The sequence below is a fragment of the Dysosmobacter sp. Marseille-Q4140 genome, from assembly GCA_018228705.1.
In the GTDB taxonomy this organism is placed as follows: domain Bacteria; phylum Bacillota; class Clostridia; order Oscillospirales; family Oscillospiraceae; genus Oscillibacter.
On record CP073694.1, the window covers coordinates 2,485,688 to 2,506,931 of the forward strand.

The 21,244-nt window shown below is 55.6% G+C and carries 23 protein-coding genes; 4 read left to right on the plus strand and 19 right to left on the minus strand.

What is annotated here, in order from left to right; translation table 11 throughout:
- Positions 1-24: 24 nt before the first annotated feature.
- The 3 genes from KFE19_12315 (at position 25) to KFE19_12325 (ending at position 3,018) form a co-directional block, all read left to right on the plus strand.
- A complete protein-coding gene (locus KFE19_12315; protein QUO37164.1) occupies positions 25-633 on the plus strand; it encodes a hypothetical protein in 609 nt (202 codons plus the stop codon).
- 245 nt (positions 634-878) lie between these two features.
- On the plus strand, positions 879-2,039 hold the full coding sequence (locus KFE19_12320; protein ID QUO37165.1) for a cation transporter: 1,161 nt from the start codon (positions 879-881) through the stop codon (positions 2,037-2,039).
- A 67-nt stretch (positions 2,040-2,106) separates the two neighbouring features.
- Entirely contained in the window at positions 2,107-3,018 is a 912-nt protein-coding gene (locus KFE19_12325) for a DUF3795 domain-containing protein (GenBank protein ID QUO37166.1), read from the plus strand.
- An 89-nt stretch (positions 3,019-3,107) separates the two neighbouring features.
- Here KFE19_12325 and KFE19_12330 read toward each other — a convergent pair whose 3' ends face one another.
- The 19 genes from KFE19_12330 to KFE19_12420 all read right to left on the minus strand — a co-directional run bounded on the left by KFE19_12330 (position 3,108) and on the right by KFE19_12420 (position 20,496).
- A complete protein-coding gene (locus KFE19_12330; GenBank protein QUO37167.1) occupies positions 3,108-4,154 on the minus strand; it encodes an ATP-binding cassette domain-containing protein in 1,047 nt (348 codons plus the stop codon).
- Positions 4,151-4,831: a molybdate ABC transporter permease subunit gene (gene modB / locus KFE19_12335; protein QUO37168.1), complete on the minus strand. Its 681-nt coding sequence runs from the start codon at positions 4,829-4,831 to the stop codon at positions 4,151-4,153. The genes KFE19_12330 and modB overlap by 4 nt, the downstream gene beginning before the upstream one ends.
- A 361-nt stretch (positions 4,832-5,192) precedes the next feature.
- The gene (gene modA, locus KFE19_12340) at positions 5,193-6,041 is read right to left on the minus strand and encodes a molybdate ABC transporter substrate-binding protein (protein QUO37169.1); all 849 of its coding nucleotides are present in this window, start codon (positions 6,039-6,041) and stop codon (positions 5,193-5,195) included.
- Positions 6,042-6,177: 136 nt separating this feature from the next.
- On the minus strand, positions 6,178-7,197 hold the full coding sequence (locus KFE19_12345) for a molybdopterin-binding protein (GenBank protein QUO37170.1): 1,020 nt from the start codon (positions 7,195-7,197) through the stop codon (positions 6,178-6,180).
- Entirely contained in the window at positions 7,194-7,637 is a 444-nt protein-coding gene (locus KFE19_12350; protein QUO37171.1) for an MOSC domain-containing protein, read from the minus strand. The genes KFE19_12345 and KFE19_12350 overlap by 4 nt, the downstream gene beginning before the upstream one ends.
- Positions 7,638-7,642: 5 nt before the next feature.
- Complete coding sequence (moaC, locus tag KFE19_12355) at positions 7,643-8,122, minus strand: cyclic pyranopterin monophosphate synthase MoaC (GenBank protein ID QUO37172.1); 480 nt, start codon at positions 8,120-8,122, stop codon at positions 7,643-7,645.
- 3 nt (positions 8,123-8,125) lie between these two features.
- Positions 8,126-9,070 carry a GTP 3',8-cyclase MoaA gene (gene moaA, locus KFE19_12360; GenBank protein QUO37173.1) on the minus strand — a complete coding sequence of 315 codons (945 nt, stop codon included), beginning with the start codon at positions 9,068-9,070 and terminating at the stop codon, positions 8,126-8,128.
- A 624-nt stretch (positions 9,071-9,694) separates the two neighbouring features.
- Positions 9,695-10,888, minus strand: coding sequence for a site-specific integrase (locus KFE19_12365; GenBank protein ID QUO37174.1), 1,194 nt, complete (start codon positions 10,886-10,888; stop codon positions 9,695-9,697).
- 155 nt (positions 10,889-11,043) lie between these two features.
- A complete protein-coding gene (locus KFE19_12370) occupies positions 11,044-12,264 on the minus strand; it encodes a site-specific integrase (GenBank protein ID QUO39624.1) in 1,221 nt (406 codons plus the stop codon).
- 84 nt (positions 12,265-12,348) lie between these two features.
- Complete coding sequence (locus KFE19_12375; protein ID QUO37175.1) at positions 12,349-12,579, minus strand: DNA-binding protein; 231 nt, start codon at positions 12,577-12,579, stop codon at positions 12,349-12,351.
- Between the two features lie 572 nt (positions 12,580-13,151).
- Positions 13,152-13,565 (minus strand): sigma-70 family RNA polymerase sigma factor, encoded by a 414-nt coding sequence (locus tag KFE19_12380; GenBank protein QUO37176.1) that lies wholly within the window; start codon positions 13,563-13,565, stop codon positions 13,152-13,154.
- A 464-nt stretch (positions 13,566-14,029) separates the two neighbouring features.
- A complete protein-coding gene (locus KFE19_12385; protein QUO37177.1) occupies positions 14,030-14,716 on the minus strand; it encodes a response regulator transcription factor in 687 nt (228 codons plus the stop codon).
- A gap of 127 nt (positions 14,717-14,843) precedes the next feature.
- A complete protein-coding gene (locus KFE19_12390) occupies positions 14,844-15,716 on the minus strand; it encodes a DegV family protein (protein ID QUO37178.1) in 873 nt (290 codons plus the stop codon).
- Positions 15,716-17,080 carry a radical SAM protein gene (locus tag KFE19_12395; protein ID QUO37179.1) on the minus strand — a complete coding sequence of 455 codons (1,365 nt, stop codon included), beginning with the start codon at positions 17,078-17,080 and terminating at the stop codon, positions 15,716-15,718. Before KFE19_12395 ends, KFE19_12390 begins: the two co-directional genes overlap by 1 nt.
- 89 nt (positions 17,081-17,169) lie before the next feature.
- Complete coding sequence (locus KFE19_12400; protein QUO37180.1) at positions 17,170-17,343, minus strand: cysteine-rich KTR domain-containing protein; 174 nt, start codon at positions 17,341-17,343, stop codon at positions 17,170-17,172.
- 45 nt (positions 17,344-17,388) lie between these two features.
- Complete coding sequence (locus KFE19_12405) at positions 17,389-18,174, minus strand: ABC transporter permease subunit (protein QUO37181.1); 786 nt, start codon at positions 18,172-18,174, stop codon at positions 17,389-17,391.
- Between the two features lie 12 nt (positions 18,175-18,186).
- The gene (locus tag KFE19_12410) at positions 18,187-18,981 is read right to left on the minus strand and encodes an ABC transporter permease subunit (protein QUO37182.1); all 795 of its coding nucleotides are present in this window, start codon (positions 18,979-18,981) and stop codon (positions 18,187-18,189) included.
- 13 nt (positions 18,982-18,994) lie between these two features.
- Positions 18,995-19,882 (minus strand): ABC transporter ATP-binding protein, encoded by an 888-nt coding sequence (locus tag KFE19_12415; GenBank protein QUO37183.1) that lies wholly within the window; start codon positions 19,880-19,882, stop codon positions 18,995-18,997.
- Complete coding sequence (locus KFE19_12420; GenBank protein ID QUO37184.1) at positions 19,879-20,496, minus strand: TetR/AcrR family transcriptional regulator; 618 nt, start codon at positions 20,494-20,496, stop codon at positions 19,879-19,881. Before KFE19_12420 ends, KFE19_12415 begins: the two co-directional genes overlap by 4 nt.
- Before the next feature lie 229 nt (positions 20,497-20,725).
- Here KFE19_12420 and KFE19_12425 point away from each other — a divergent pair, with 229 nt between their 5' ends.
- Positions 20,726-21,082, plus strand: a complete 357-nt coding sequence (locus tag KFE19_12425) for a helix-turn-helix transcriptional regulator (GenBank protein ID QUO37185.1) — start codon at positions 20,726-20,728, stop codon at positions 21,080-21,082.
- Positions 21,083-21,244: the final 162 nt, after the last annotated feature.

Consider the following 21,244-nt stretch of genomic DNA (forward strand, 5'->3'; position numbering starts at 1 on the left):
TCCCAGAAAAAGGAGACAGACGGCATGAGTGAGGAGATGCGGACCTTCGGATACCTCTGCCCGGCGTGCGGCAAGCCCGTTATGGCGGCTCGGTCCGTGTTCGCCCTGGAGGCCTCCAACGCGGAGGTGGAGTGCGAATGCGGCAAGTCCGCCCTGAGCGTGGGCTTTGACGGGGAGCGGTATCACCTGACGGTGCCCTGCGGCCTCTGCAGCGAGACCCACGAGGCGGTGTGCCCGCCGGAGCGGGTGCTCCGGGGCGGCACGGCCCTGGCCTGCCCCCAGACGAAGCAATTCTGCTGCTTCATCGGGGACGAGGGCACGGTGGAAAAGCACCTGCGGGAGCTGGAGATCCTGGCGGAGAAGGAAAAGCGCCAGGAGGAGGGCCCCGAGGCCTTCGCCGACAGCGTCATCATGTACGAGGTCCTCTCCGAGCTCAAGGAGATCGCCGCCCGGCCCGGCGGCATCACCTGCGCCTGCGGCTCCCGCCGCTACGGCATGGAGATCCGCCGCAGCGCCGTGGACCTGATCTGCCGGGACTGCGGCGCCAAGCTGCGCATCAGCGCCGCCACGGACGCGGACCTGGACGATCTGTGCTGTCACATGAAACTGGTGATCCCCGGGAACCGGGGATGAGGCAGGGCCCCGCCGCCAAGGCGGGGCGCGATTTGCTGAAATGTTTGACGAGCTTGTGAGACGGGAAGGAAGATAGTTACGAAAGAAACCCAGGAGGGGTGTCTTTCGTTTTCAATCATAAGTTTTTTTGTTTCAAAAAAACTTGCCCTGCCTGTCGAACTGGTTCGACAGGCAGGGCCCCGCCGCCAAGGCGGGGCGCTTTTAACGAGACGGAGCCGGAGGCTCCCAAAAAGGAGGAATGTGCCGTGATCACACTGCTGGCACGGCTGCTGATCAAACATCAGGGGGATGAGGGCGCGGTCCGCCGGGCCTATGGCGTCCTCTGCGGCGCGGTGGGCATCTGCCTGAACGTGCTGCTGTTCGCAGGGAAGTTTTTCGCCGGACTGCTGTCCGGGTCCATCGCCATCACGGCGGACGCCTTCAACAACCTCTCCGACGCCGGGTCCTCTTTTGTGACCCTGCTGGGCTTCCAGCTGGCGGGGCAGAAGGCCGACGCCGGGCACCCCTTCGGCCACGGGCGGATCGAGTACCTGTCGGGCCTGGTGGTGTCGGTGCTGATCTTGCTGATGGGCGTGGAGTTGGGCAAGTCCTCCCTGGACAAGATCCTCCACCCGGAGGCGGTGGAGTTCAGCCCCCTGGTGGTGGCCATCCTCTGCGCCTCCATCGCCGTGAAGCTGTACATGTTCTTCTATAACCGGCGCCTGGGGAAGAAGCTGGGCTCCACCGCCATGGAGGCCACGGCCCTGGACTCCCTCAGCGACAGCGCGGCCACTTCCACGGTGCTGCTGGCCACCCTGGTGGGCCACTTCACCGGGCTCAAGATCGACGGCTGGTGCGGACTGCTGGTGGCGGCCTTCATCCTCTGGTCCGGCATCAGCGCCGCCAAGGAGACCCTGGACCCCCTGCTGGGTGCGCCGCCCACGGCGGAGCTGGTGGAGCGGATCCGGGATCTGGTCCTGGCCCACAAGACCATCATCGGCATCCACGACCTGATCGTCCACGACTACGGCCCCGGCCGCATGATGATCTCCCTCCACGCGGAGGTCTCCGCCTCCGGGGACGTGCTGGAGCTCCACGACGAGATCGACAACGTGGAAAACGAGCTGCGGGAGAAGCTGGGCTGCGAGGCGGTGATCCACATGGACCCCATCGTCACCGACGACGGGCTCACCCAGGAGACCCGCCAGCGGGTGGCCGCCCTGGTCCACTGCATCGACGACGCCATCTCCATCCACGACTTCCGGATGGTGAAGGGCCCCACCCACACCAACGTGATCTTCGACGCGGTGGTGCCCTTCGGCTTCCGCCTCAGCGACGAGGACGTGGCAAAGAAGATCCGCACCGCCGTCCGGGCGCTGGACGGCAACTACTACGCCGTGGTGAAGGTGGAGCGGTCCTATACATAATGAAACGCGGAAGAGGGGCGCGGCCGGGCGCCTTTCTTCCGCTGCTTTTTGAAGGGGGGGAGCGGGAATGGAACTGGGGTTCTGCGGAAGGGACTGCGGCGTCTGCGACGTCCGGGAGGCGTACGGCTGCGCCGGGTGCCGCGAGAGCGGAGGGGTCCCGCCCCACGGCCCCTGTCCCGTGGCGGCCTGCTGCCGGGAACGGGATCTGGAGAAGTGCGGAGACTGTCAGGCGCTGGACTGCGCATTTCTGCCGGAGCGGGAAGGCGGGCCGCGCGCTGCGTCCCGTTTGGCGCCGCTGCGGCGGGAGGGCCTGGGCGGCGCGGACCGGGCGGCGGAGCTGGGCGCGGGACTGCGGCGCCTGTTTTGGATCTGGCTGGGGGGAGATGCGGCCGTCTATCTGGCGGCCGGGATAGCGTCGGTCCTGCTGGCGCACGGCTGTACCTGGGTCCTGGGGCTGATCCCCGGGGCCCTGGAGCTGGCGGTGTGCCTGGCCATGGGCCGGACCCTGAGCCGGCTGGGAGAGGCATATCGTACAGTGCCGCCGTTTCTGACGGCCTACGGTGCGGTGCGGGCGGTGAGCGGCGCCGTGTCCTCCCTGCCGGTGCTGGCGGCGCTGACCCTCCTCCAGGGAGGTCTGGAATTGGTGTGGATCTTCCGGCTGTATCGGGCCAACGGGGCCCTGCTGGAGCGGATCGGGGACCGGCGGGCCGTCCTCTGGCGGTGCCTGGCCCGGTGGGCCGTGGCGGTGGGAGCGGTGATATGTCTGATGTCCGTGCCAGTGCCCTACGTGGAAGTTTGGCAAACGCTGCAACTTTGGTCGTGGGTGGACAGCCTGCCCACTGCGGTATTCGTGCTGGCATATGCGCTGGCGATGGTGCTTCTGGCGGTGAAGCTATGCGCCGCGGTGCTGTGGGTGGTCCGCTGGGTCCAGCTGTGGCGGACGGCGGAGACCTTCCGGCGGCTGGGCACAGAGCCCTGAACGGCGGCGGAGATGCCGGCCGCGGACCATGGCATCCCTGTTTTCCATAAAAGCCCGGCGGACCTTCCAAAAGGTCCGCCGGGCTTTGTTCACTGCTGTTCCAGGGGCAGGATGCCGCCGGGGTCCACGGCCACGGTGACCGTCTCGCCGGCCCGGGCTGTCCAGGTTTCCCGGTCCGCCTCCATGCGGATGGGGAGCACGTCCGCCGCCGCGGCCTCCGGCCGCAGCAGCACGGTAAGGGCGTTCACATCCTCCACCACCCGGACCACCCGGCAGGAAAGGGCGTTCACCGCTCCGGCCTGGGCCGGATGAAAACTCCGGGCCCGGATGCCCGCCCGGCGCACCTGCTCCGGCACCGGGCTCTCACAGGCCAGGGTCACGCCCCACGCCGACACGTACACCCCGCCGTCCCGGGGGAGGGCATCCGCAAAGTTCTCGCAGCCGGACAGGCGCGCCGCCGCCTCCGTGCCGGGCCGGGCCATCAGGTCGGCCATGGGCCGCACGGCCTGGGACCGGCCATGGTCCATGACGCAGACCCGGGGGCAGTTGCGCAGCACCTCCCCCCGGTCGTGGGATACCCAGATCACCGGGCCGGGAAAGGCCGACAGGGTCTCCCACAGCTCCAGCTCCAGCTGGTGCTTGAGGTAGCTGTCCAGGGCGGAGAAGGGCTCGTCCAGCAAGATGGCTCCCGGCTCCGAGGCCAGGATCCGGGCCAGGGCGCAGCGCTGCTGCTGCCCGCCGGAGAGCTGGCCCGGCCGCAGGTCCGCCACCGCCTCCAGCTGGAACTGGCGGAGCTTGTCCGCGGCCACGGAGGCCCGCTGCCTCCGGTCCCGGACCGCCGCGGCGATGTTCTGCCGGACGGTCATGTTGGGGAACAGGGCGTACTGCTGAAAGAGATAGCCCACCCGCCGCTTTTGGGGCGGCAGGTCGATGTGGGCGGCGCTGTCGAAGAGGGGCACGCCGTCCAGGGTGATCCGGCCCCGGTCCGGGGTCAGGATGCCCGCCACGCACTTGAGCGTCACGCTCTTGCCGCAGCCGGAGGCCCCCAGCAGGGCCAGGGTCTCCCCCTCCGCCTCAAACCGGACCTCCAGATGGAAGTCCCCCATGCGCTTTTCGATGTCCACAGACAGACTCATCCGCGCCGCCCTCCTTTTTCCGCCTTCTGCCGGGTCTCCAGCAGGTTCACCGCCAGCAGAAACACGGCGGAGATGGCGATGTTCACCAGCACCCACATGGCGGCCCCGGCGTTGTCGTTGGTGCGCCAGAGCTGGTAGACGGTGGTGGAGATGGTGGCGGTGCGGCCGGGGGTGTAGCCCGCGATCATGGAGGTGGCGCCGTACTCGCCCAGGGCCCGGGCGAAGGCCAGCACGGTCCCGGCCAGGATGCCCTGCCGGCACACCGGCATCTGCACCCGCCAGAATACCCACGTGTTGGACCGGCCCAACGTCCGCCCCGCGTCGGCCAGATTTTTGTCGAAGCTCTCGAAGGCGCCCCGGGCGGTGCGGTACATCAGGGGGAAGGCCACCACGACGGTTGCGAAGATGGCGGACCACCAGGTCATGACCAGCTTCACATCGAAGGTCTCCAGCACCCAGGCCCCCAAAGGCCGCTTGGGACCCAGCAGCATCAGCAGGAGCCACCCCACCACCGTGGGCGGCAGGACCAGGGGCAGCGTCAGCACCACGTCCAGCACGCCCTTCACCAGCCGGGGGAGCCTGGCGATGTAGTATGCCGCCCAGATGCCGAGAAAGAACACGACCACTGTGGAAATGGCGGCGATGCGCAGTGAGTTGTAAAGGGGAAACCAGTCCATACAGGGGACCTCCTGAGGGGATGATGGGGGACGCCGTTTCCGCCCGCCAAAGGCGGGCCGCCGCGGCGCGGCGTACAAGCGTTTCCTGCAGGGAAACCTTGGGGAGGACGGGCTTGGCCCGGCTGACCAAAATCAGATCCGGGGACCCCGTTGGACGTCAGTCCAATGGGGCAATGGCGGCAATTCTTAAAGAATTCAGAAGGGGAAACCAGTCCATACGCGGGACCTCCTGAGGGGATGATGGGGGACACCGTTTCCGCCCGCCGAAGGCGGGCCGCCGCGGCGTCAAGTGCGTTGCGGCCTTGGACCGGCCGGGCAAAGCCCGGCCGGTCAGGATGGATCCGGGGGTCAGCGCCGGGCCTTAGCCCAGCGGGGTAAAGCCCACGCTCTCAAAGACGGCGGAGGCGTCGGCAGAACTAAGATAGTCCAGGAAGGCCTTGGCCTCGTCGGGGTGCTGGCTGGTTTTCAGCACCGCCGCCGGGTAGATCACCTGGCCGCACATCTCGGCGGTGGCGCCGTCCACGGTGGCAAGGCCCGCGGAGAAGGCGTCGGTGGCGTAGATGATGCCGCAGTCCACAGCCCCCTCGCTGACCTGGGTGGTGACCTCCTTGACGTTGGAGCCGTAGGTCAGACATCCGGCGATGGCGGCCTCGTCCAGCCCGTAGTAGGCGAAGATCTTCTGGGTGTACTGGCCCACAGGCACGTCGCTGTTGCCGATGGCCAGGGCCACGCCGCCGCTCTTGAGCAGCTCCGCCAGCTGGTCAAAGGTCTCGATCCCGGCGGGGTTGCCCTCCGGCACCGCCAGGGCCACCTTGTTCTCCAGCAGGTCCAGCCGGGTGGCGCTGTCCACAAAGTCCAGGCCCTCGGTGTTTTCCTCGCCGCCTTCGGCGTCCAGCTGGTTCATCTGCTTGGGGGCCGCGGAGAGGAAGACGTCGCAGTCGGCGCCCTCCTGGATCTGGGTCTTGAGGGTTCCGGAGGAGTCGTAGGTGGGCACGATGGTGACACCCGGCGCCACTTCCTTGTACTGCTCGATGATCTGGTCCAGGGACTCGGTCAGGGAGGCGGCGGCAAAGACGTACAGCTCCACCACCTCGGCGGTGTCCTCGGTTTCGGTGCCGGCCTCCTGGGTATCCGCGGTCTCCGTACCGCCGCAGGCGGTCAGGGCCAGGGCCATGGTCAGGGCCAGCAGCAAAGACAGTGCTTTTTTCATGGGGGAATCTTCCTTTCTGATGATAATATGTTCTTATCGCCGATGCAAGGGCGGGATGGAATCTTCGTGATATTCAAGCGAGGATAACGAACAGGGAAGGATATGCGCCGATGAATCGGCGCATGTCCGGAGTGCGTTATTTTCCGAAGGGGCAGTCCGGCCAGTGGCAGGGCTTGCACCCCAGGCACAGCCCGCCCTCGCCCAGGGCCACGACCTGCTGCCGCGTCACCGGCACGTCCGCCGCCACGAAGGGCAGCACCAGGTCGAAGATGGTGGCGCCCGCGTACATGACGCAGCCGGGCAGGCCCATCACCGGGGTGCCGTCGTCGTAGTAGCCCAGCAAAAACATGGCGCCGGGCAGCACCGGGGCGCCGTAGGTGACGATCTGCGCCCCGCTCTGCTTGATGCCGCCGGGGGTATTGTCGTCCGGGTCCACGCTCATGCCGCCGGTGCAGAGGATCACGTCGGCGCCGGTGGAGCGGGCCTCGGTGACGGCGCTTGCCACGTTCTCCACCCCGTCGCCGGAGTAGGCCACAGAGATCGTCTCGATGCCGTAGGCGGCCAGCTTGTCCTTCACCACCGGGGTGAAGGTGTCCTGGATGAGGCCCTTTTTCACCTCGCTGCCGGTGGCCACGATGGCGGCGGTTTTCCGCACCCAGGGCCGTAGCTCCAGCAGGGGGGCGTCCCCGGCGGCCTGTTCCGCCGCCTGTAATTTCTCCTCCGGGATGATGAGGGGGATGACCCGCATCCCCGCCAGCTTGTCGCCCTTGCGGACGGCGGTGCCGCCCTTCCGGGTGGCGATCATGATGTCCTCCACGGTGTTGACGGCGATCAGCCTTTCGGAGTTCACCCGGAAGAGGCCGTCGCAGGCGGCCTTCAGCTCGATCTTGCCCTCCTTGACCTCGCTGCGGTCCATATTGGTATTGGCGCACAGGGCGTACAGCCGCTCGGCGGCGCCGTTCTCGTGGAGCATCCCCGGCGTCATCTCCCAGACGTACAGGTGCTCCTTGCCCATGGAGAGCAGGACGGGGATGTCCGCCTCCGTCACCACATGGCCCTTGCGGAACCGGGCGTCCTTGTACTGGTCCTTGATAATCTGGGTCAGGTCGTGGCACAGCACATGGCCCACGGCCTCCTCGGTTTTGATCAGCTTCATGCCTTCGCCTCCAGAATCTCGATTTCATCTCCGGGGCGGACGGTGCCCTCTTTCACCACGATCGCGAAGATACCCTCCGTAGGCATGACGCACTTGCCCACGGCCTTTTTGATGGCGCAGTCGCTGTGGCACTCCTTGCCGATCTGGGTCACCTCCACCTCGGTCTCACCGATGCGCAGGCGGGTGCCCACAGGCAGGTGCTTGAGGTCGATGCCCCGGGTGTTGATGTTCTCGGCGAACACGCCCTCATTGAGGGGGATGGGGCAGGCGGCGCGCATGGTGTCCACGCTCTCCTCCGCCAGGAGGGAGATCTGCCGGTGCCAGTCTCCGGCGTGGGCATCGCCCACGATGCCGTGGCGCAGCTTTAATTGAATCTCCGGGACCGGGTGCTTGACGGTCCCTTTTTTCTCACTGATGTTGACGGAAACCACCGTGGCCAAGGGGCTCACTCCTTTATTCTGTAATCTCCGCTTTTGCCGCCGGACTTTTCCAGCAGGCGGATGTTGGTGATGCGCATGTCCTTCTGGACGGCCTTGCACATGTCGTAGATGGTGAGGGCCGCCACGGACACGGCGGTCAGCGCCTCCATCTCCACGCCGGTGACGCCGGTGCAGGTGACCGCCGCCCGGATCTCCACCATGGCAGGCTCGTCGGAGAGGGCGAAGGTGATGTCGATGCCGGTCAGAGGCAGGGGATGGCACATGGGGATCAGCTCCCAGTTGTGCTTGGCCGCCTGGATGCCCGCCACCTGGGCCACCGCCAGTACGTCGCCCTTCTTCATGGTGCCGGCTTTGATCTTCTCCAGAGTCTCCGGGGCCATGTGGATCTCCCCGGCGGCCACGGCGGTGCGGTGGGTGACGGCCTTGTCCGTCACGTCCACCATCTTCGCCCGGCCCTGCTCGTTGAAATGGGTCAGTTCTCCCATGGTTCAGCCTCCGATTTGGTTCATGTTCCGGGGGGTGTCGCTCTTCCGCTCTGCCAGATGGTGACGCTGGGGCTTCTGGGTGATGCCCTGCCGGATAGCATTTTGCAGCTGCCAGCCGTGGAGACCCCTCAGGTCGATCTCCTCCCGGCTGTGAAGGCAGCCCTTCAGCTTACCGTCCGCCGTCACCCGGATGCGGCGGCAGTCGGCGCAGAAGTCGTGGCTCACCGGGGAGATCAGGCCGATGGTACCCGCCGCCCCCGGCAGCCGATACCGCCGGGCCACGCCGCTGCTCTCAATCTGCTCCAGCTCCGGCAGGCGCTCCAGCACCGTGTCCGCGCTTAGAAAGCAAGCCCTGTCCCAGTCCGCGCAGGGGCCCATGGGCATCAGCTCGATGAACCGCATCTCCCAGGGGTGGTCCCGGGTCAGGGCGGCGAAATCGGCGATCTCGTCGTCGTTGAAGCCGCCGATGAGGACGGTGTCGAATTTCAGGTCCCGGAATCCGGCGTCCTCCGCCGCCCGGATGCCCTCCAGCACGTCGGACAGCTGCCCCAGCCGGGTCATTTGGGCAAATCGCTCCGTCCGCAGGGTGTCCAGGCTGATGTTCAGCCGGTCCACTCCCGCCGCCCGCAGCGGGGCGGCCAGGTCCGGCAGGAGGCTTCCGTTGGTGGTGAGGCACAGCTCCCGGAGGTCCGGGATGGCCCGCAGCTGGCGGCACAATTCCACGATGCCACGCCGCACCAGCGGTTCGCCGCCGGTCAGGCGGATCTTCCGCACACCGCAGCCCACACAGGCCGCCGCCACCTCCGCCAGCGCCTCCAGGGTCAGCATCTCCCGGTGCTCCCGTTTGCACACGCCCTCCTCCGGCATGCAGTACCGGCAGCGGTAGTTGCACCGGTCCGTGACGGACAGGCGCAGGTAGTCGATGGTCCGTCCGCAGCCGTCGGTCATGGCGTCCTCCCCTCCGTGATACTCAACTTAGGTAAACGGTATGATATCCCATTATAAGGCCTTCGGGGTAAAAGTCAAGGAAGAACCCGCCGGGGGAATGGGAAAAGGCGATCGGGCACGCAGGGGCCGGTCGTTTGAAGGCCCGGAGCGCAAAAAAATGCCGCCCGGTTGGGCGGCATTTTGAGAGCCTGGGTAAAAACTCAGCGCTTGGAGAACTGGGGAGCGCGACGGGCAGCCTTCAGGCCGCACTTCTTGCGCGCCCCGTGCGGCGCTGCCGCCCGGGGACCCCCGGTGGATGGAATATGCTCGGGGCAAGTGAATTGCCCCTGCGCCAAGGTTTTGGGCGGGGCCCAAAACGCTTGTACGGCGCGGTGCGCCGCCCCGCGCTGCGGGGCCCCGAAGGAGCGCAAAAAAATGCCGCCCGGTTGGGCGGCATTTTGAGAGACTGGATAAAAACTCAGCGCTTGGAGAACTGGGGAGCGCGACGGGCAGCCTTGAGGCCGTACTAAACTCCTTTGAGCGCCGATTTTCCTTGGTATTCCGGGCTTTTCCGGCTTTTCAATGTTCAGTTGTCCTATTCCTTAACCAAGGAAAATGGTGCATTTTCAATCAGCATCCCGCCAGTTAAAGCGCGCTGTTCACTACCTCGAACAACTCCTCTGGCTTATTATATTTCACCTTTGCGTAAATGTCCATAGTTGTTTTGCTGTTTTCATGTCCTGCAAGGTACTGAACTGTCTTGGGATCAACGCCTGCATAAAGAAGGTTCGTGATGTAAGTGTGCCGTAACAGGTGTGGGGTAACATCAAAATCCAGCGTATATTGGATATTGGGATTGTTCTTCTGTGTCATACCCAGCGTTGGCTCCACTGTGTATTTGATGCTCTGCCCATTCACATACTTATAGTAATTGCGGGGTTTGGTGGACCGGACGACTACATACTGCCACACCCGTTGAAACTGCGATGCAGCTAAAGGCTGTCCTTCGCTGTCCGCAATCACATAGTCTGATCTGGAGACTGCCTTGGCTTCCCGCAGGCAATCAACCAAACACTTGGGGATTGGAATATCTCTTTTTGCCGCCTTAGTCTTTAGCACCGTAGAAACCACGGGCCTGTTATGCTCTGTGCGCCATGCCCGCCTCACCGAGATATAAGGCGTAGACTCGTCCAGAAATACACAGTCCCATTGCAGTGCAAGGATTTCTTCCCGGCGTAGGCCCGAATACAGGCCGAGCATAATAAACAGATAAGGTGGAAGTCCCCGGACCGTATCCAGAAGCACCTCTACCTGCTGGTCTGTCAGTGCATCCTTCTTTTTCGCTGGCTTTCCGCCCTTTCCCGATATTCCTACACAGGGGTTATACTCAAGTATTTGGCTGCGCTCCGCCGAGTAGAAAATACACTTGAGAAGCATATTCACCGTACTGTATAACCCCTCCGATTTATTCGACAGCGGCACAAGTGCCAGTCGAATATCATCAGCCGTCACTTCCTCCATATACATCTCTCCCAAAGGTTTGATGATGTAATTCTTCATGTCGGTGGTATATCCCTTCAATGTAGCCGTAGATACCTTTGCTGATTGCATCAGTAGCCACTTCTCGCAATACTCAGCCACCGTCGGATGCTGCCGGCGAAAGATAATCTCCTCTACCTCGCGCCGCGCCTCTAATTGCTTTTCATACAATTCCTCGCAGGTGGCAGCATACAAGCTCACCTGCTTGCCATCCGCATCCAGAATCCGGGTTCTGTAATATGGGATTCCTTTTCTCATAACAGTTCCGTACTGCGGAACCTCCGTTTTTTTCTTAGCCATCTTTGACCTTCCTTTCTTGATTACGTGCAGTTTCCGTATCTACACTCTCTTTTTATCAGAAAGTCCAAATTTAATCAAAGATACGGCCTATGTAAAACAAAGAGCGAGACATCCTTGCCTCGCTCCTGCTCCATTTCCTATTTTATTGTTTCGCCTTATGCTCGTACAGCATCCCATTGAGCAAATGCATTGCCCATCGTTCTGACCAGCTCATCCGGTCTGTTGTATTTGACCTTTGCGTAGATGTCCATGGTAATTTTGCTGCTTTCATGGCCTGCCAGATATTGAACCGTTTTGGGGTCTACCGATGAATGAATAAGATTCGTGATGTAGGTGTGCCGCAGCTGATGCGGTGTAACCTCGAAGTCCAAGCTGTAAACCACATGGCCGTTGTTTCGGGCCTTTTCTCCAAGCTCCGGGTAAAGCATATACTTCACATATTTTCCGTCCACCAGTTTGCGGGCCATTCTCGGTTTCGCGGTTCGCGTCACAATATACTGCCACAGCCGCTTAAACTGCGTATAAGACAGAGGTTCTCCATCCCGGTTTGCGACCACATACTCCGAAGTCGAATTTGCTTTTGCTTCTTTCAGACATTCTGCCAAGCAGGTCGGAAGGGGGATATTTCTCTCCGCAGCCTTTGTCTTTAATTCGTCGAGAATCACCGGCCTGTTATTTTCAGTATGCCATGCCCGCCGCACTGCTAAGTAAGGGAAGTCTCCATCCAGATAAACCGCATCCCATTTCAAGGCAAGTATTTCTTCACGTCTCAAGCCTGCGTACAGGCCAAGCATAACAAATACATAAGGGGGAAGTCCCTGTACGGTATCCAATAAGCGCGCGGCCTGATCGTCTGTCAGTGCCGCTTTATCTTTCTGCGGAACGCCGCCACCTTTTGTCGTAAGATAAATCGTCGGGTTATCATCAATGATTCGGCTTTCCTTTGCTGCACGAAAAATAGATTTATACAGAATCACGACTGACTTATATACCGATGCGGATTTTTTTGAGACAGGGACAAGCGCAAGCTGAATATCATCCAGGCTAACCTCTCCCATCCGCTTATCTCCCAATTCCGCAATGATGTGCCGCCTGACCTTTGAGGTGTAATCCGTCAAAGTAGTTGCCCGTACATGGACAGACTGCATCAGCAGCCATTTCTCACAGTATTCTGCAACCGTGGGCGATTTCCGATGGAATGTGGCGTTGTTGATCTGCTCCAACGCATTTGTTTCCTTATTATAAAGTTCTTCGGGCGTTCTTGCATAAAGGGCTACGAGCTTCCCATCTGCATCTTCAATCCTTGTTCTGTAATACTCAATACCATTGAGCATCACTGTACCGTATTCTGGAATCATCATTTTTCTTTTTGCCAATTCCGTCACCTCCAAAAAATAATCTCCAGCGCTGTATCTTTGTTTTATCAAACTTCTTCAATTCCAGCAAGGATACGGATTGGCTCATGCTTTGGCGTTCCGGGGCTTGCGGTAAGTTGCGCTCTTTTCCATAGGTTTTGCCCGGTGTGTGCATTTTGCGATATACTCCTGAAGGCCCATATCAGTAAAATATACACAACCGTTCTGCACATACTGAACATAAGAAATCAAGCCATTGTTACGGGCTGCATCTAAGGTCGTAATACTGATCCCCAAGATTTTGGCAGCTTCTTTTCGTGTAATCAGTTTTTCCATAAATCATATTCCCTCCATTCTGTCAAGGTTGTCATCGTGCTTTCAAAATCACATGAATGCACTGGCAGCCGAAACTGCCAGTGCATGGTATCTAACTTTGAAAAGAAAACTGCATCTGAATACTGAGCTGTTGTTTACAACAAATGGACGCAGCTCTCTTGAATTTTAGTTTTGCTTTCGCCACATTTGCCACGCATCCCTGACGATGGGGACATTCCTGATCTCCGCTGGCGCGGCTGTCATAACTCCGCAGCGTCGTTTTATTCGTGCGCCGCAGGGTTCCGCCTCAAGTCCGTGGGCGGGTGTGAACAAGTATCTTTAAGCCCCCATGGAGTCCTCGCGCCCGAAGTGCCACCTCCGGGTCTCAGGCTGGCGTTGATCGCTGGGAACAGCCTTGTTTATCACCTCCTTGGGCTGTCCATCTTGGCGGCGCGCCTGATTCGCTCGTACATGGGTTATGTACCAGAAATGCCGTCTATTCGATTGTCAAAGTACATCGAAGGGGAGAAACTTGTCCTTCTTATTAACACTGACAAAAAGAGTGAAAAACAGGCGCTTCAAATGAAACTTTATCAAAAATATTTTGCTAACTGTTTCAACCCACGCCGGATGCTGTCACGAACACGGCTCGGATCTACGCCTTCGGCTCTGGCAATCTCATTTACGCTCATCCCCAGATAGTACCGGGCGTAAATTCTCCTTGCCTGTTTCTTCGGCAAAGCCATCACGGCGGAGTAAATCTGCTCGCGCAGCTGCTTTTCCTCCAGAAGCATCTCCGGCGTCTCCAGCTTTCGCAGGACCGCATTTTCAATTCCATTCTCACAGTCCAGGGAGTACTGCGCCTTATAGCGATACATTTTTCGCTCATAGGCTGCTTCAGCTCGCTCGTCAGACTGAAACACCGCTTGTACTTCATCGGTTACTTCCAAAAAGGCATCGGTTTTATAAACATCGGGATACAGATCCCGAAGATTGACTTTCTTCATTATGTACCTCCATTTCGATTCACGGGTGATTAGCGGGTGAATCGAATGGAGGCGGGGAACGGCATCGAGGCCGTTTGGGGACATTCGGCAAAAAACGACAAGCAAAAGCGCCAGTCTCCCATTCCAGGAAACTGGCGCAACAAAAAAGATCATTATTATTCCGGTTTGCGCAGAACGATAATACCGACAGGTTGCCGAACTGCCCCGGAGGGGAAGCTACACTTTTTTTAGCAAGTGAAGATTATGAGAACTGTAAAAGGTTAAAACAAACAAAGCGGCATCCTCCTATATGCCGCTGTAAATAACCTTTCTGTCTACGCAGTATAAAGCGGCAGCTATTCAGCAAGCCGCGTTTTCATTGAACCATTACTCAATTAACAGCTGCTCGCCATTATTGAGAGCTATGGTATAGAACAGAAAGCAAGATTTACTTTAGATTTATACAAGATTTGCACAAGAAATACCTATACTTCGAATTTGTAGCCTATTCCTCGAATGCTTTTAATATGTTCTGATGCAGTTTCCGAACTTTTTAACTTTTTCCGTAAATTACTTATATGGCTTGAAATCGCATTGCGTGAATAAAACGAAAAATCATCATGCCAAACAGAATCCATTATCATTTCATAAGTATAGACTTGCCGTTGATTCATAATTAGCAGCGCAAGAATATCAAACTCTTTTTCGGTCAAATCAATGCATACCCCAGCTATCTCTACAGACCTGTACTCTAAGCAGAAAGACAAGTCTTTCACAGTGATGATTGTTAGCGGTCTTCTTTTATCTTTTGGTATTTTCAAACAATTTCTCATACTATTTTTCTCTGAAAACATTTCTACCATAGGATGATTATAGGTATGTAAATATTGAGCAGCACCAAAATGGACACATGCATACCGCTGTTCCTCCGAATATGAAGGTGGCACAACAATAATTGGTACCGCACGTTTTTGTCTCAAGATATCCAAATCGTCTTGTGGAATCACATCAGAGCAAATAGCTACGCATATATATTCTTTAAAAGACAGCATTGCGGCCGCTTGTTTAATATTATCAGCATAGTCAAATTCAATTTCAAATTCTTTCCATCGGCCAGCAGTAACCTCATATTCATTATAGGCGTATCCTACGCCCAATACATGCGGAACCATATGTTCACCTCCTACTACTTCTAGCAGACAGTTCAAAGCTGCCGAGCATAAGTTACCCGGCAGCTCTAAACAAAACTATATTTTTCTATGATGGAGAATGCTTTTTTGCGTATCTACAAATCCTCCGTCATCGATTATTTCCCCAGTAAATCAATGCCAGTGCGCCGGGACCGGTGTGTGCTCCGATGATAGGGCCAATATAAGCAATACAAATCTCAGAATCCGGGAATTGTTCCAACAACCTTTCTTTCAGCATATCTGCTGCTTCAGGGTCATCGGCATGACCTATCAGAATCGATTTACCAAGTTCAGGTTTCCAGCCCTGTTCCATTCGGGCAATCTGAGTGGTAACAGCCTTTTTTCTTCCACGAGGTTTTTCCACTGCTTGCAGCTTTCCTTCGCTGTCCACATGAAGCAACGGTTTGATCTGCAAAGCCGTTCCCATTGCGGCTGCGGCACCTGAAACCCGCCCGCCATGTTTCAAATGGGTAAAGGTATCAACCGTAAACCAATGACATACCTCTAATCGGTGTTCCATGACCCAAGAAGCCAATTCATCAATAGACAGTCCTTCCCTCTGCTTTTTCGCAGCTTCTCTGACTAAAAACCCTTCACCCACTGCGGCAGCAAGCGTATCAATGCAGATGATTCTTCTTTCCGGATATTCCTGCTGTAGTTCTTCAACCGCTAAAAACGCAGACTGATATGTACCTGACAGACCAGAGGAAAAACAGAGATACAGAATATCGGTTCCCTGTCGCAGACAGGGTTCAAAATGCTTAAAATAAATCGTTGGGTTGATTTGTGAGGTCGTTGCAAAATTCCCAGCTCTTTGCAAGCGGTAGAACTCCTTGGCTGTGATTCCTTCCGGGGAACCATATGAGTATTCTGTTCCGCCGATCTCAACATTCATAGGAATCATTTCAACAGATGGCAGACCTGCGGTTAACTCCGGTGCGAGATCTGAGGTGGCATCTGTGAAAATTTGATAGCCGTCCATCACTTCTTACACCCACTACAGCCCTGACAAGCAGCCCACAGCTCATCGGCCTTCGGCTTCCAGGTTTCTGCATAAAGTGTAGTCTTATCACACAGATGGTCAACACTTTCCGGGGACTGATACTCGGTAGAATGGGCACCGGATTTCTTTACCATGCTACGCAGACATTCAGGATTTTCCAGCATAGGACACGGCTGGAACATATTATCATTAAAGGGCTGACCGTCGTGATAGGCCATAAACAGCGGAGACTGATATGCTTCCAGCAGGGTCTTTTCACGGATGTTGGAGTCAGAGTAATGGATAAAAGCGCAAGGCTCAATGTCACCATTGGCATTGATATGCAGATAGTTGCGGCCACCAGCAATACAGCCGTTTACAAATTTCGCATCATTCTGAAAGTCAATTGTGAAAATAGGCTTTGTGCTACGGTATTCGCAGATGCGGTTATACATCTTTTCACGCTGGTCAGGAGACGGGAGCAGCTCCACAGCGGAATCGTTGCCCACAGGCATATAGTGGAAGAACCATGCGAACTTCGCACCGCACTCCACCAGATGATCGAAGAACTCATCCGAGCTGATGGAGTCGATGTTCTTGCTGGTATAGCACCCAGATACGCCGAAAGGCAGCTTCTTTTCTTTCAGAATCTTCATCGCCCGCATAGTAGCCTGATAAGTACCCTTGCCACGGCGGAAATCAGTAGCTTCCTCGAAGCCTTCAATGCTGATGGCCGGGTAGAAGTTCTTCACCCGCAGCATCTCATCGGCAAACTTCTCATCGATAAGGGTACCGTTGGTAAAGGCAGAGAATACGCAGTCAGGATGCGCTTCACACAGGCGGAGCAGATCGTTCTTGCGTACCATAGGTTCACCGCCGGTGTAGAGGAACATATAGGTTCCCAGTTCATTGGCCTGATTGATGATGTCATCCAGTTCCTCATAGCTCAGATTCAGCTTATTACCGTATTCTGCCGCCCAACAGCCGGTGCAATGAAGGTTGCAGGCGGAAGTGGGGTCCATCAGGATTGCCCAGGGGATATTGCAGCCGTACTTTTCACGATTAGCCACCTGCTTGCGGCTGCCTAAGAGAGATGCATTGACAATAAAATTGCGGAAGAACACTTTGCGGACTTCAGAATCAATGTCCGTCCAAAGGCTGTTGATCAGGCGCATCCAGTTGCTGTCAGGCTGCTCCATCACCTTACGGATTTGCTGGCGCTGTGTGAGATAGAGGTTATCCTTATCGAACTTATCCGCCCAATCTAACAACTTGGGGAATGCTTCCTGCGGATTGCTGTCAACATATTTCAGCACTTGATTGACGGCGAAAGCCTGTGCGCTGTCTTTAATAGAATTACTCATGGTTTTGTCTCCTTTTCTATCTTAAAAGCAAAAAGAGCCGATAATCCGCAGCACAAGGCTAACGGGCTAACGGGTTATCGGCTCTGCGTCTATGCGTCTGGCTCTGTGATAACTGTGGTATTGAATTGTTTTACGCTGATTATTATTTCCCGTTTGCACTTCGGACAGTATAGCGGAAAATTTTCAAGTACTGTATTATCACAGATTTTAATTCTCGTTTTGTTGTTGCAGTTGGGGCATAATAGCCATTCGTTTTTTTTCATTCTTTGTTTTTCATCAGATAATAGAATATCTATGGACAATTACATTTACAACTCACGCAGTTTCCACCGCCTTGTAGAAACCATTACACACGCGCCCACAATGAGTACTGTTAAGACGATGTAGGAAAGATAGACGCCATTTAGTGCTACTTCATACACATCATAGTACCGCAGAGGGGTCAGATAATCCAAGAAACGATTCCCTGTGTACTCGGCAGTAAAGGCCAACACATAGGCGGCCAATACGAAAACCGTACCGGCGCGTACCGCGGCCTTATAAGATTTGAAAAGGCTGGCAAACAGCAGACCCAAGGCAAAAAAGAGAAGCTGGGTAAAGAACATTCCCATCGTTGTGGAAAGCACCGCTCCCGGCTGATCCAGACCGCCCAAAGGAAGAACGATCGTGAAATAATTGCACACGCCGCTGAACAGGGCGAACACCAGCAGGTTCACTGCTGAAACGATCACCTTCGCCAGAACAATGGTTTTCCGCTCCACAGGCTTTGTGAACAGGTATTCGGATGTTCCAAATTTCTTTTCCCTCGCCACACAGGACAGGCCCAGAGAGATTGCATAGGCAAAGGCCAACAGCCCCTCCCAAAAATAGATACACGCGTACCAACCAAGGGCAGTCGTGAGATCCCCTTTCACACCGAACATGATCATGATCAAGCGAGGAAATTGGCCGACTGTCCGGGCCATCTCATCCAGACTGTCCTTCAAGGATAAAAGTTCAAAATAGCAGAATCCGCACAGCAGTAACATGATCCCCAGCCAGATCAGCAGGGTCTTTCTGGTTTGGCGGAATTCGTTTTTCACCAATGTTTTCATCTTTGCACCCCCTCATGAGCGGAACTGGATGTCTTTTTTCAAAAAGACACGATAAGACAGCACCAAAAACAGGGCAAACAGCAGTACACACCATCCCAAGTAATCCAACTCATAAAAGCCAGATTTGGAAATCTCAGCCGCACTAAAGAACGAGTACGGGGACAGAAAACTAATGGCACGGTTGCTGACAATGTTGGAGAAGCTGGTGACGCAGTACTCGACAAAGACAATTAACCCGGCAGTCAAAAGTGGGCTTCGATTGCGTGAAAATAGAATTCCAACCAAAAGCCCCATAGCTGCAAGGAACAGCGTGACCAGCATGAGGGAAAGAGCAATCAGAAAGAACTCTCCCCAGTCAATGCCGGAGCGGAACAGGGCCAGCGCCAAAAAAGAGGCGAGAAGATATACCATGCTCACGACCACTACGCCGAAAAAAACCGTGAACGCCTTTGCCCAGTAAATCGTTTTTCGGGTATGGGGTTTTGTAAACAGATATTCAGAGGTTCGCTCCGAGCACTCCTTGGTGTGAATGGCGATACCGAAGTGCATCCCGAAAATACCGGACGCAATCATAAAAAAGCTGGTAAGAAACGCATAAATGCCCAACGGTGAGGTCAGATATTCCATGGACACACCAACGCCTTTGTAAAAATCACTCGTACCCAGCGTTTCATAGAGGTCTCCGGTGGAAACATCCATAAAGCTGTAATAGGTAGGCGTCATCACAAAAACACACAGAGCCAAGGCGATGGCCCAACCCAAAATATATTTGCGGTGCCTTTTCAGTTCATATTTCAAAATGACCATGCCCGACACCTCCTTACGCATAGTAGTGCATGAAGATTTCCTCCAAAGAGGGCTCTTCCAAAAGCACATCGTCCAAATGCAGCAGGTGAAGCTTGTCAATAATCGCCGTGATATTTCCGTTATACATAAAGGAAACAGAGGTCTTATCCGCAGTCTCCGCATAGTTCGCAATGCCGGACAAATCAAAGAAATCGCGAGGGATAGCCTCCTTTGCGCTCAGAGAGACTTTCTTATAGCCGCTCTCACGCAGTTCTTTGATGGACTGTATGCCAATAAGCTGTCCCTCTTTCAGAATGGCCACCCGGTCACACAGTTTCTGCACCTCACTCAGCACATGGGAGGAAAAAAACACGGTAGCGCCCCGGCTGTTTTCCTCCTTCAGAATATCATAGAAAGCCTGCTGGATCAGTGGGTCTAATCCGCTGGTGGGCTCGTCCATAATAATCAGTTTGGGCGAAGTCATAATGGCAGACACGATACCCACCTTTTTCTTGTTGCCCAGAGAAAGGTCTGCAATCTTGCGGGACAAATCCAGATTGAGCCTGTCGGCAAGCTCCTTCATCTTTGTCTTGCAGTCCATGCCGTACAGATCGGCGGTGTACTGCAAAAGTTCACGGACTTTCATGTTTTCGTAATAGCTGTTCTCGCTGGGCAGATAGCCCACATCCCTGGCGATGACGCTGGCCTTGGAGTGACAGTCCAAATCGAAGATAGATGCGCTGCCTCCGGTGGGACGGATCAGCCCCATTAGGGTGCGGATCGTGGTGGACTTACCCGCACCGTTGGGGCCGATAAAGCCGAAAAACTCTCCCTGGTTGACAGAGAAACTGAGGTTATTGATTCCTCGATGCTTCCCATAGTGCTTGGTCAATTCATTCAAGACAATCGCTTGTTCACTCATTTCAAATACTCCTCCTTATAAAAATTTTTCCGCAGAATTGCGATGTTCTTCTCAAAATCCTCCATGACAGCCTGAAAATCGAAAGCCGCCGCCCCCCGGTACCCGGCCGCATAGCCCTCGGCCATCAGAAGCAGCATCTGAAAGACCGGCTGGGCATCCTCTGGGTCTTTGAATTTCAAAGCATCCTCTTCCCGCAGAACAAGATCGTTTCGGAATCTGCCGGTCTCCTCCGTCAGGATCGCCAGCGTATCCGTCACCTCGGGAGAATTTTCCTCCCAGGCACTGGTAATAAACTGCAAGATAAAAGGCTGATTTTGGAGCCCCTCCATTTTCATGCGGCTGGATGCCAGAATCCTGTCGAACAAATCTGTTTCGGAATCGAGGGCTTCCTTATCAAATAGTCCCTCTATGATTTTCTTGCAGTATTCCAGCAGGTAAATGTAGAGCTGCTTTTTACTGCCGAAATACTGAAACACAGACGCTTTGGAAATGTGTGCGGCTACCGCAATATCATTGATTGAGGCTTTTTCATAACCAAACTTGCCGAAGCACTGGAACGCCGCATTGAGAATGGTCAATCTCTTTTCTTCGGTCAGGGCCAAAAATTTGTCCAATTCATTTCCTCCTTTTTACACAATAACCGTTTCGGTTATTTAGAGTATAGCACCAATAACCGAAACGGTCAAGTATTTTGGAGTATGATTCAAAAGTTTTCTTTTTATACTGTTAGACCAACGAAGATTAGTCTCGAAAGTACCGGTGTGTTCAAGTCAGCAGTTGCACGAAAATGTAATTCGTTCAAATACTACTACCTGAAATATAAAATTACATTGGGTGATGTCTATGAAATTTGAACGCGATGAGCGCAAATTTGATTTCCACGATATAGGGTGCGAGATAAAGCGCAAAAGAGAAACCAGCGGGATGACACAGGATCAACTGGCCCTTATCATTGACCGTGATCCCCGCACCATCATATATAACGAAAACGACGGTCAGCATCCGAGCTTGAACACTTTTTATCAGATGGTGACAATGTTCGATATATCGGTGGATCAGTTCTTTTATCCAGACATGAGCGCAGATGACGCTTGCAAAAAGCGCATCAATACACTTGCTGCATTAACACTTGACCGATTCGGTTATTGGTGCTATACTCTGAATAACCGAAACGGTTATTGTGTAAGAAGAAGGAAATGAATTGAACAAATTTTTGGCCCTGACCGAAGAAAAGAGATTGACCATTCTCAATGCGGCGTTCCAGTGCTTCGGCAAGTTTGGTTATGAAAAAGCCTCAATGTCGATTCTGTTATATTACGCATATCGCAGAAAATTAAGTAAGAAAACTGCCAATGACAAAGA

What these genes read in the sequence shown, in the direction of transcription:
- KFE19_12315 (QUO37164.1), top strand. Translation starts at nt 25, where the DNA reads ATGAGTGAGGAGATGCGGACCTTCGGATACCTCTGCCCGGCGTGCGGC.
- KFE19_12325 (QUO37166.1), top strand. Translation starts at nt 2,107, where the DNA reads ATGGAACTGGGGTTCTGCGGAAGGGACTGCGGCGTCTGCGACGTCCGG.
- KFE19_12330 (QUO37167.1), bottom strand. Translation starts at nt 4,154, where the DNA reads ATGAGTCTGTCTGTGGACATCGAAAAGCGCATGGGGGACTTCCATCTG.
- modB (QUO37168.1), bottom strand. Translation starts at nt 4,831, where the DNA reads ATGGACTGGTTTCCCCTTTACAACTCACTGCGCATCGCCGCCATTTCC.
- modA (QUO37169.1), bottom strand. Translation starts at nt 6,041, where the DNA reads ATGAAAAAAGCACTGTCTTTGCTGCTGGCCCTGACCATGGCCCTGGCC.
- KFE19_12345 (QUO37170.1), bottom strand. Translation starts at nt 7,197, where the DNA reads ATGAAGCTGATCAAAACCGAGGAGGCCGTGGGCCATGTGCTGTGCCAC.
- moaC (QUO37172.1), bottom strand. Translation starts at nt 8,122, where the DNA reads ATGGGAGAACTGACCCATTTCAACGAGCAGGGCCGGGCGAAGATGGTG.
- moaA (QUO37173.1), bottom strand. Translation starts at nt 9,070, where the DNA reads ATGACCGACGGCTGCGGACGGACCATCGACTACCTGCGCCTGTCCGTC.
- KFE19_12365 (QUO37174.1), bottom strand. Translation starts at nt 10,888, where the DNA reads ATGGCTAAGAAAAAAACGGAGGTTCCGCAGTACGGAACTGTTATGAGA.
- KFE19_12375 (QUO37175.1), bottom strand. Translation starts at nt 12,579, where the DNA reads ATGGAAAAACTGATTACACGAAAAGAAGCTGCCAAAATCTTGGGGATC.
- KFE19_12380 (QUO37176.1), bottom strand. Translation starts at nt 13,565, where the DNA reads ATGAAGAAAGTCAATCTTCGGGATCTGTATCCCGATGTTTATAAAACC.
- KFE19_12385 (QUO37177.1), bottom strand. Translation starts at nt 14,716, where the DNA reads ATGGTTCCGCATGTATTGGGCGTAGGATACGCCTATAATGAATATGAG.
- KFE19_12390 (QUO37178.1), bottom strand. Translation starts at nt 15,716, where the DNA reads ATGGACGGCTATCAAATTTTCACAGATGCCACCTCAGATCTCGCACCG.
- KFE19_12395 (QUO37179.1), bottom strand. Translation starts at nt 17,080, where the DNA reads ATGAGTAATTCTATTAAAGACAGCGCACAGGCTTTCGCCGTCAATCAA.
- KFE19_12400 (QUO37180.1), bottom strand. Translation starts at nt 17,343, where the DNA reads ATGAAAAAAAACGAATGGCTATTATGCCCCAACTGCAACAACAAAACG.
- KFE19_12405 (QUO37181.1), bottom strand. Translation starts at nt 18,174, where the DNA reads ATGAAAACATTGGTGAAAAACGAATTCCGCCAAACCAGAAAGACCCTG.
- KFE19_12410 (QUO37182.1), bottom strand. Translation starts at nt 18,981, where the DNA reads ATGGTCATTTTGAAATATGAACTGAAAAGGCACCGCAAATATATTTTG.
- KFE19_12415 (QUO37183.1), bottom strand. Translation starts at nt 19,882, where the DNA reads ATGAGTGAACAAGCGATTGTCTTGAATGAATTGACCAAGCACTATGGG.
- KFE19_12425 (QUO37185.1), top strand. Translation starts at nt 20,726, where the DNA reads ATGAAATTTGAACGCGATGAGCGCAAATTTGATTTCCACGATATAGGG.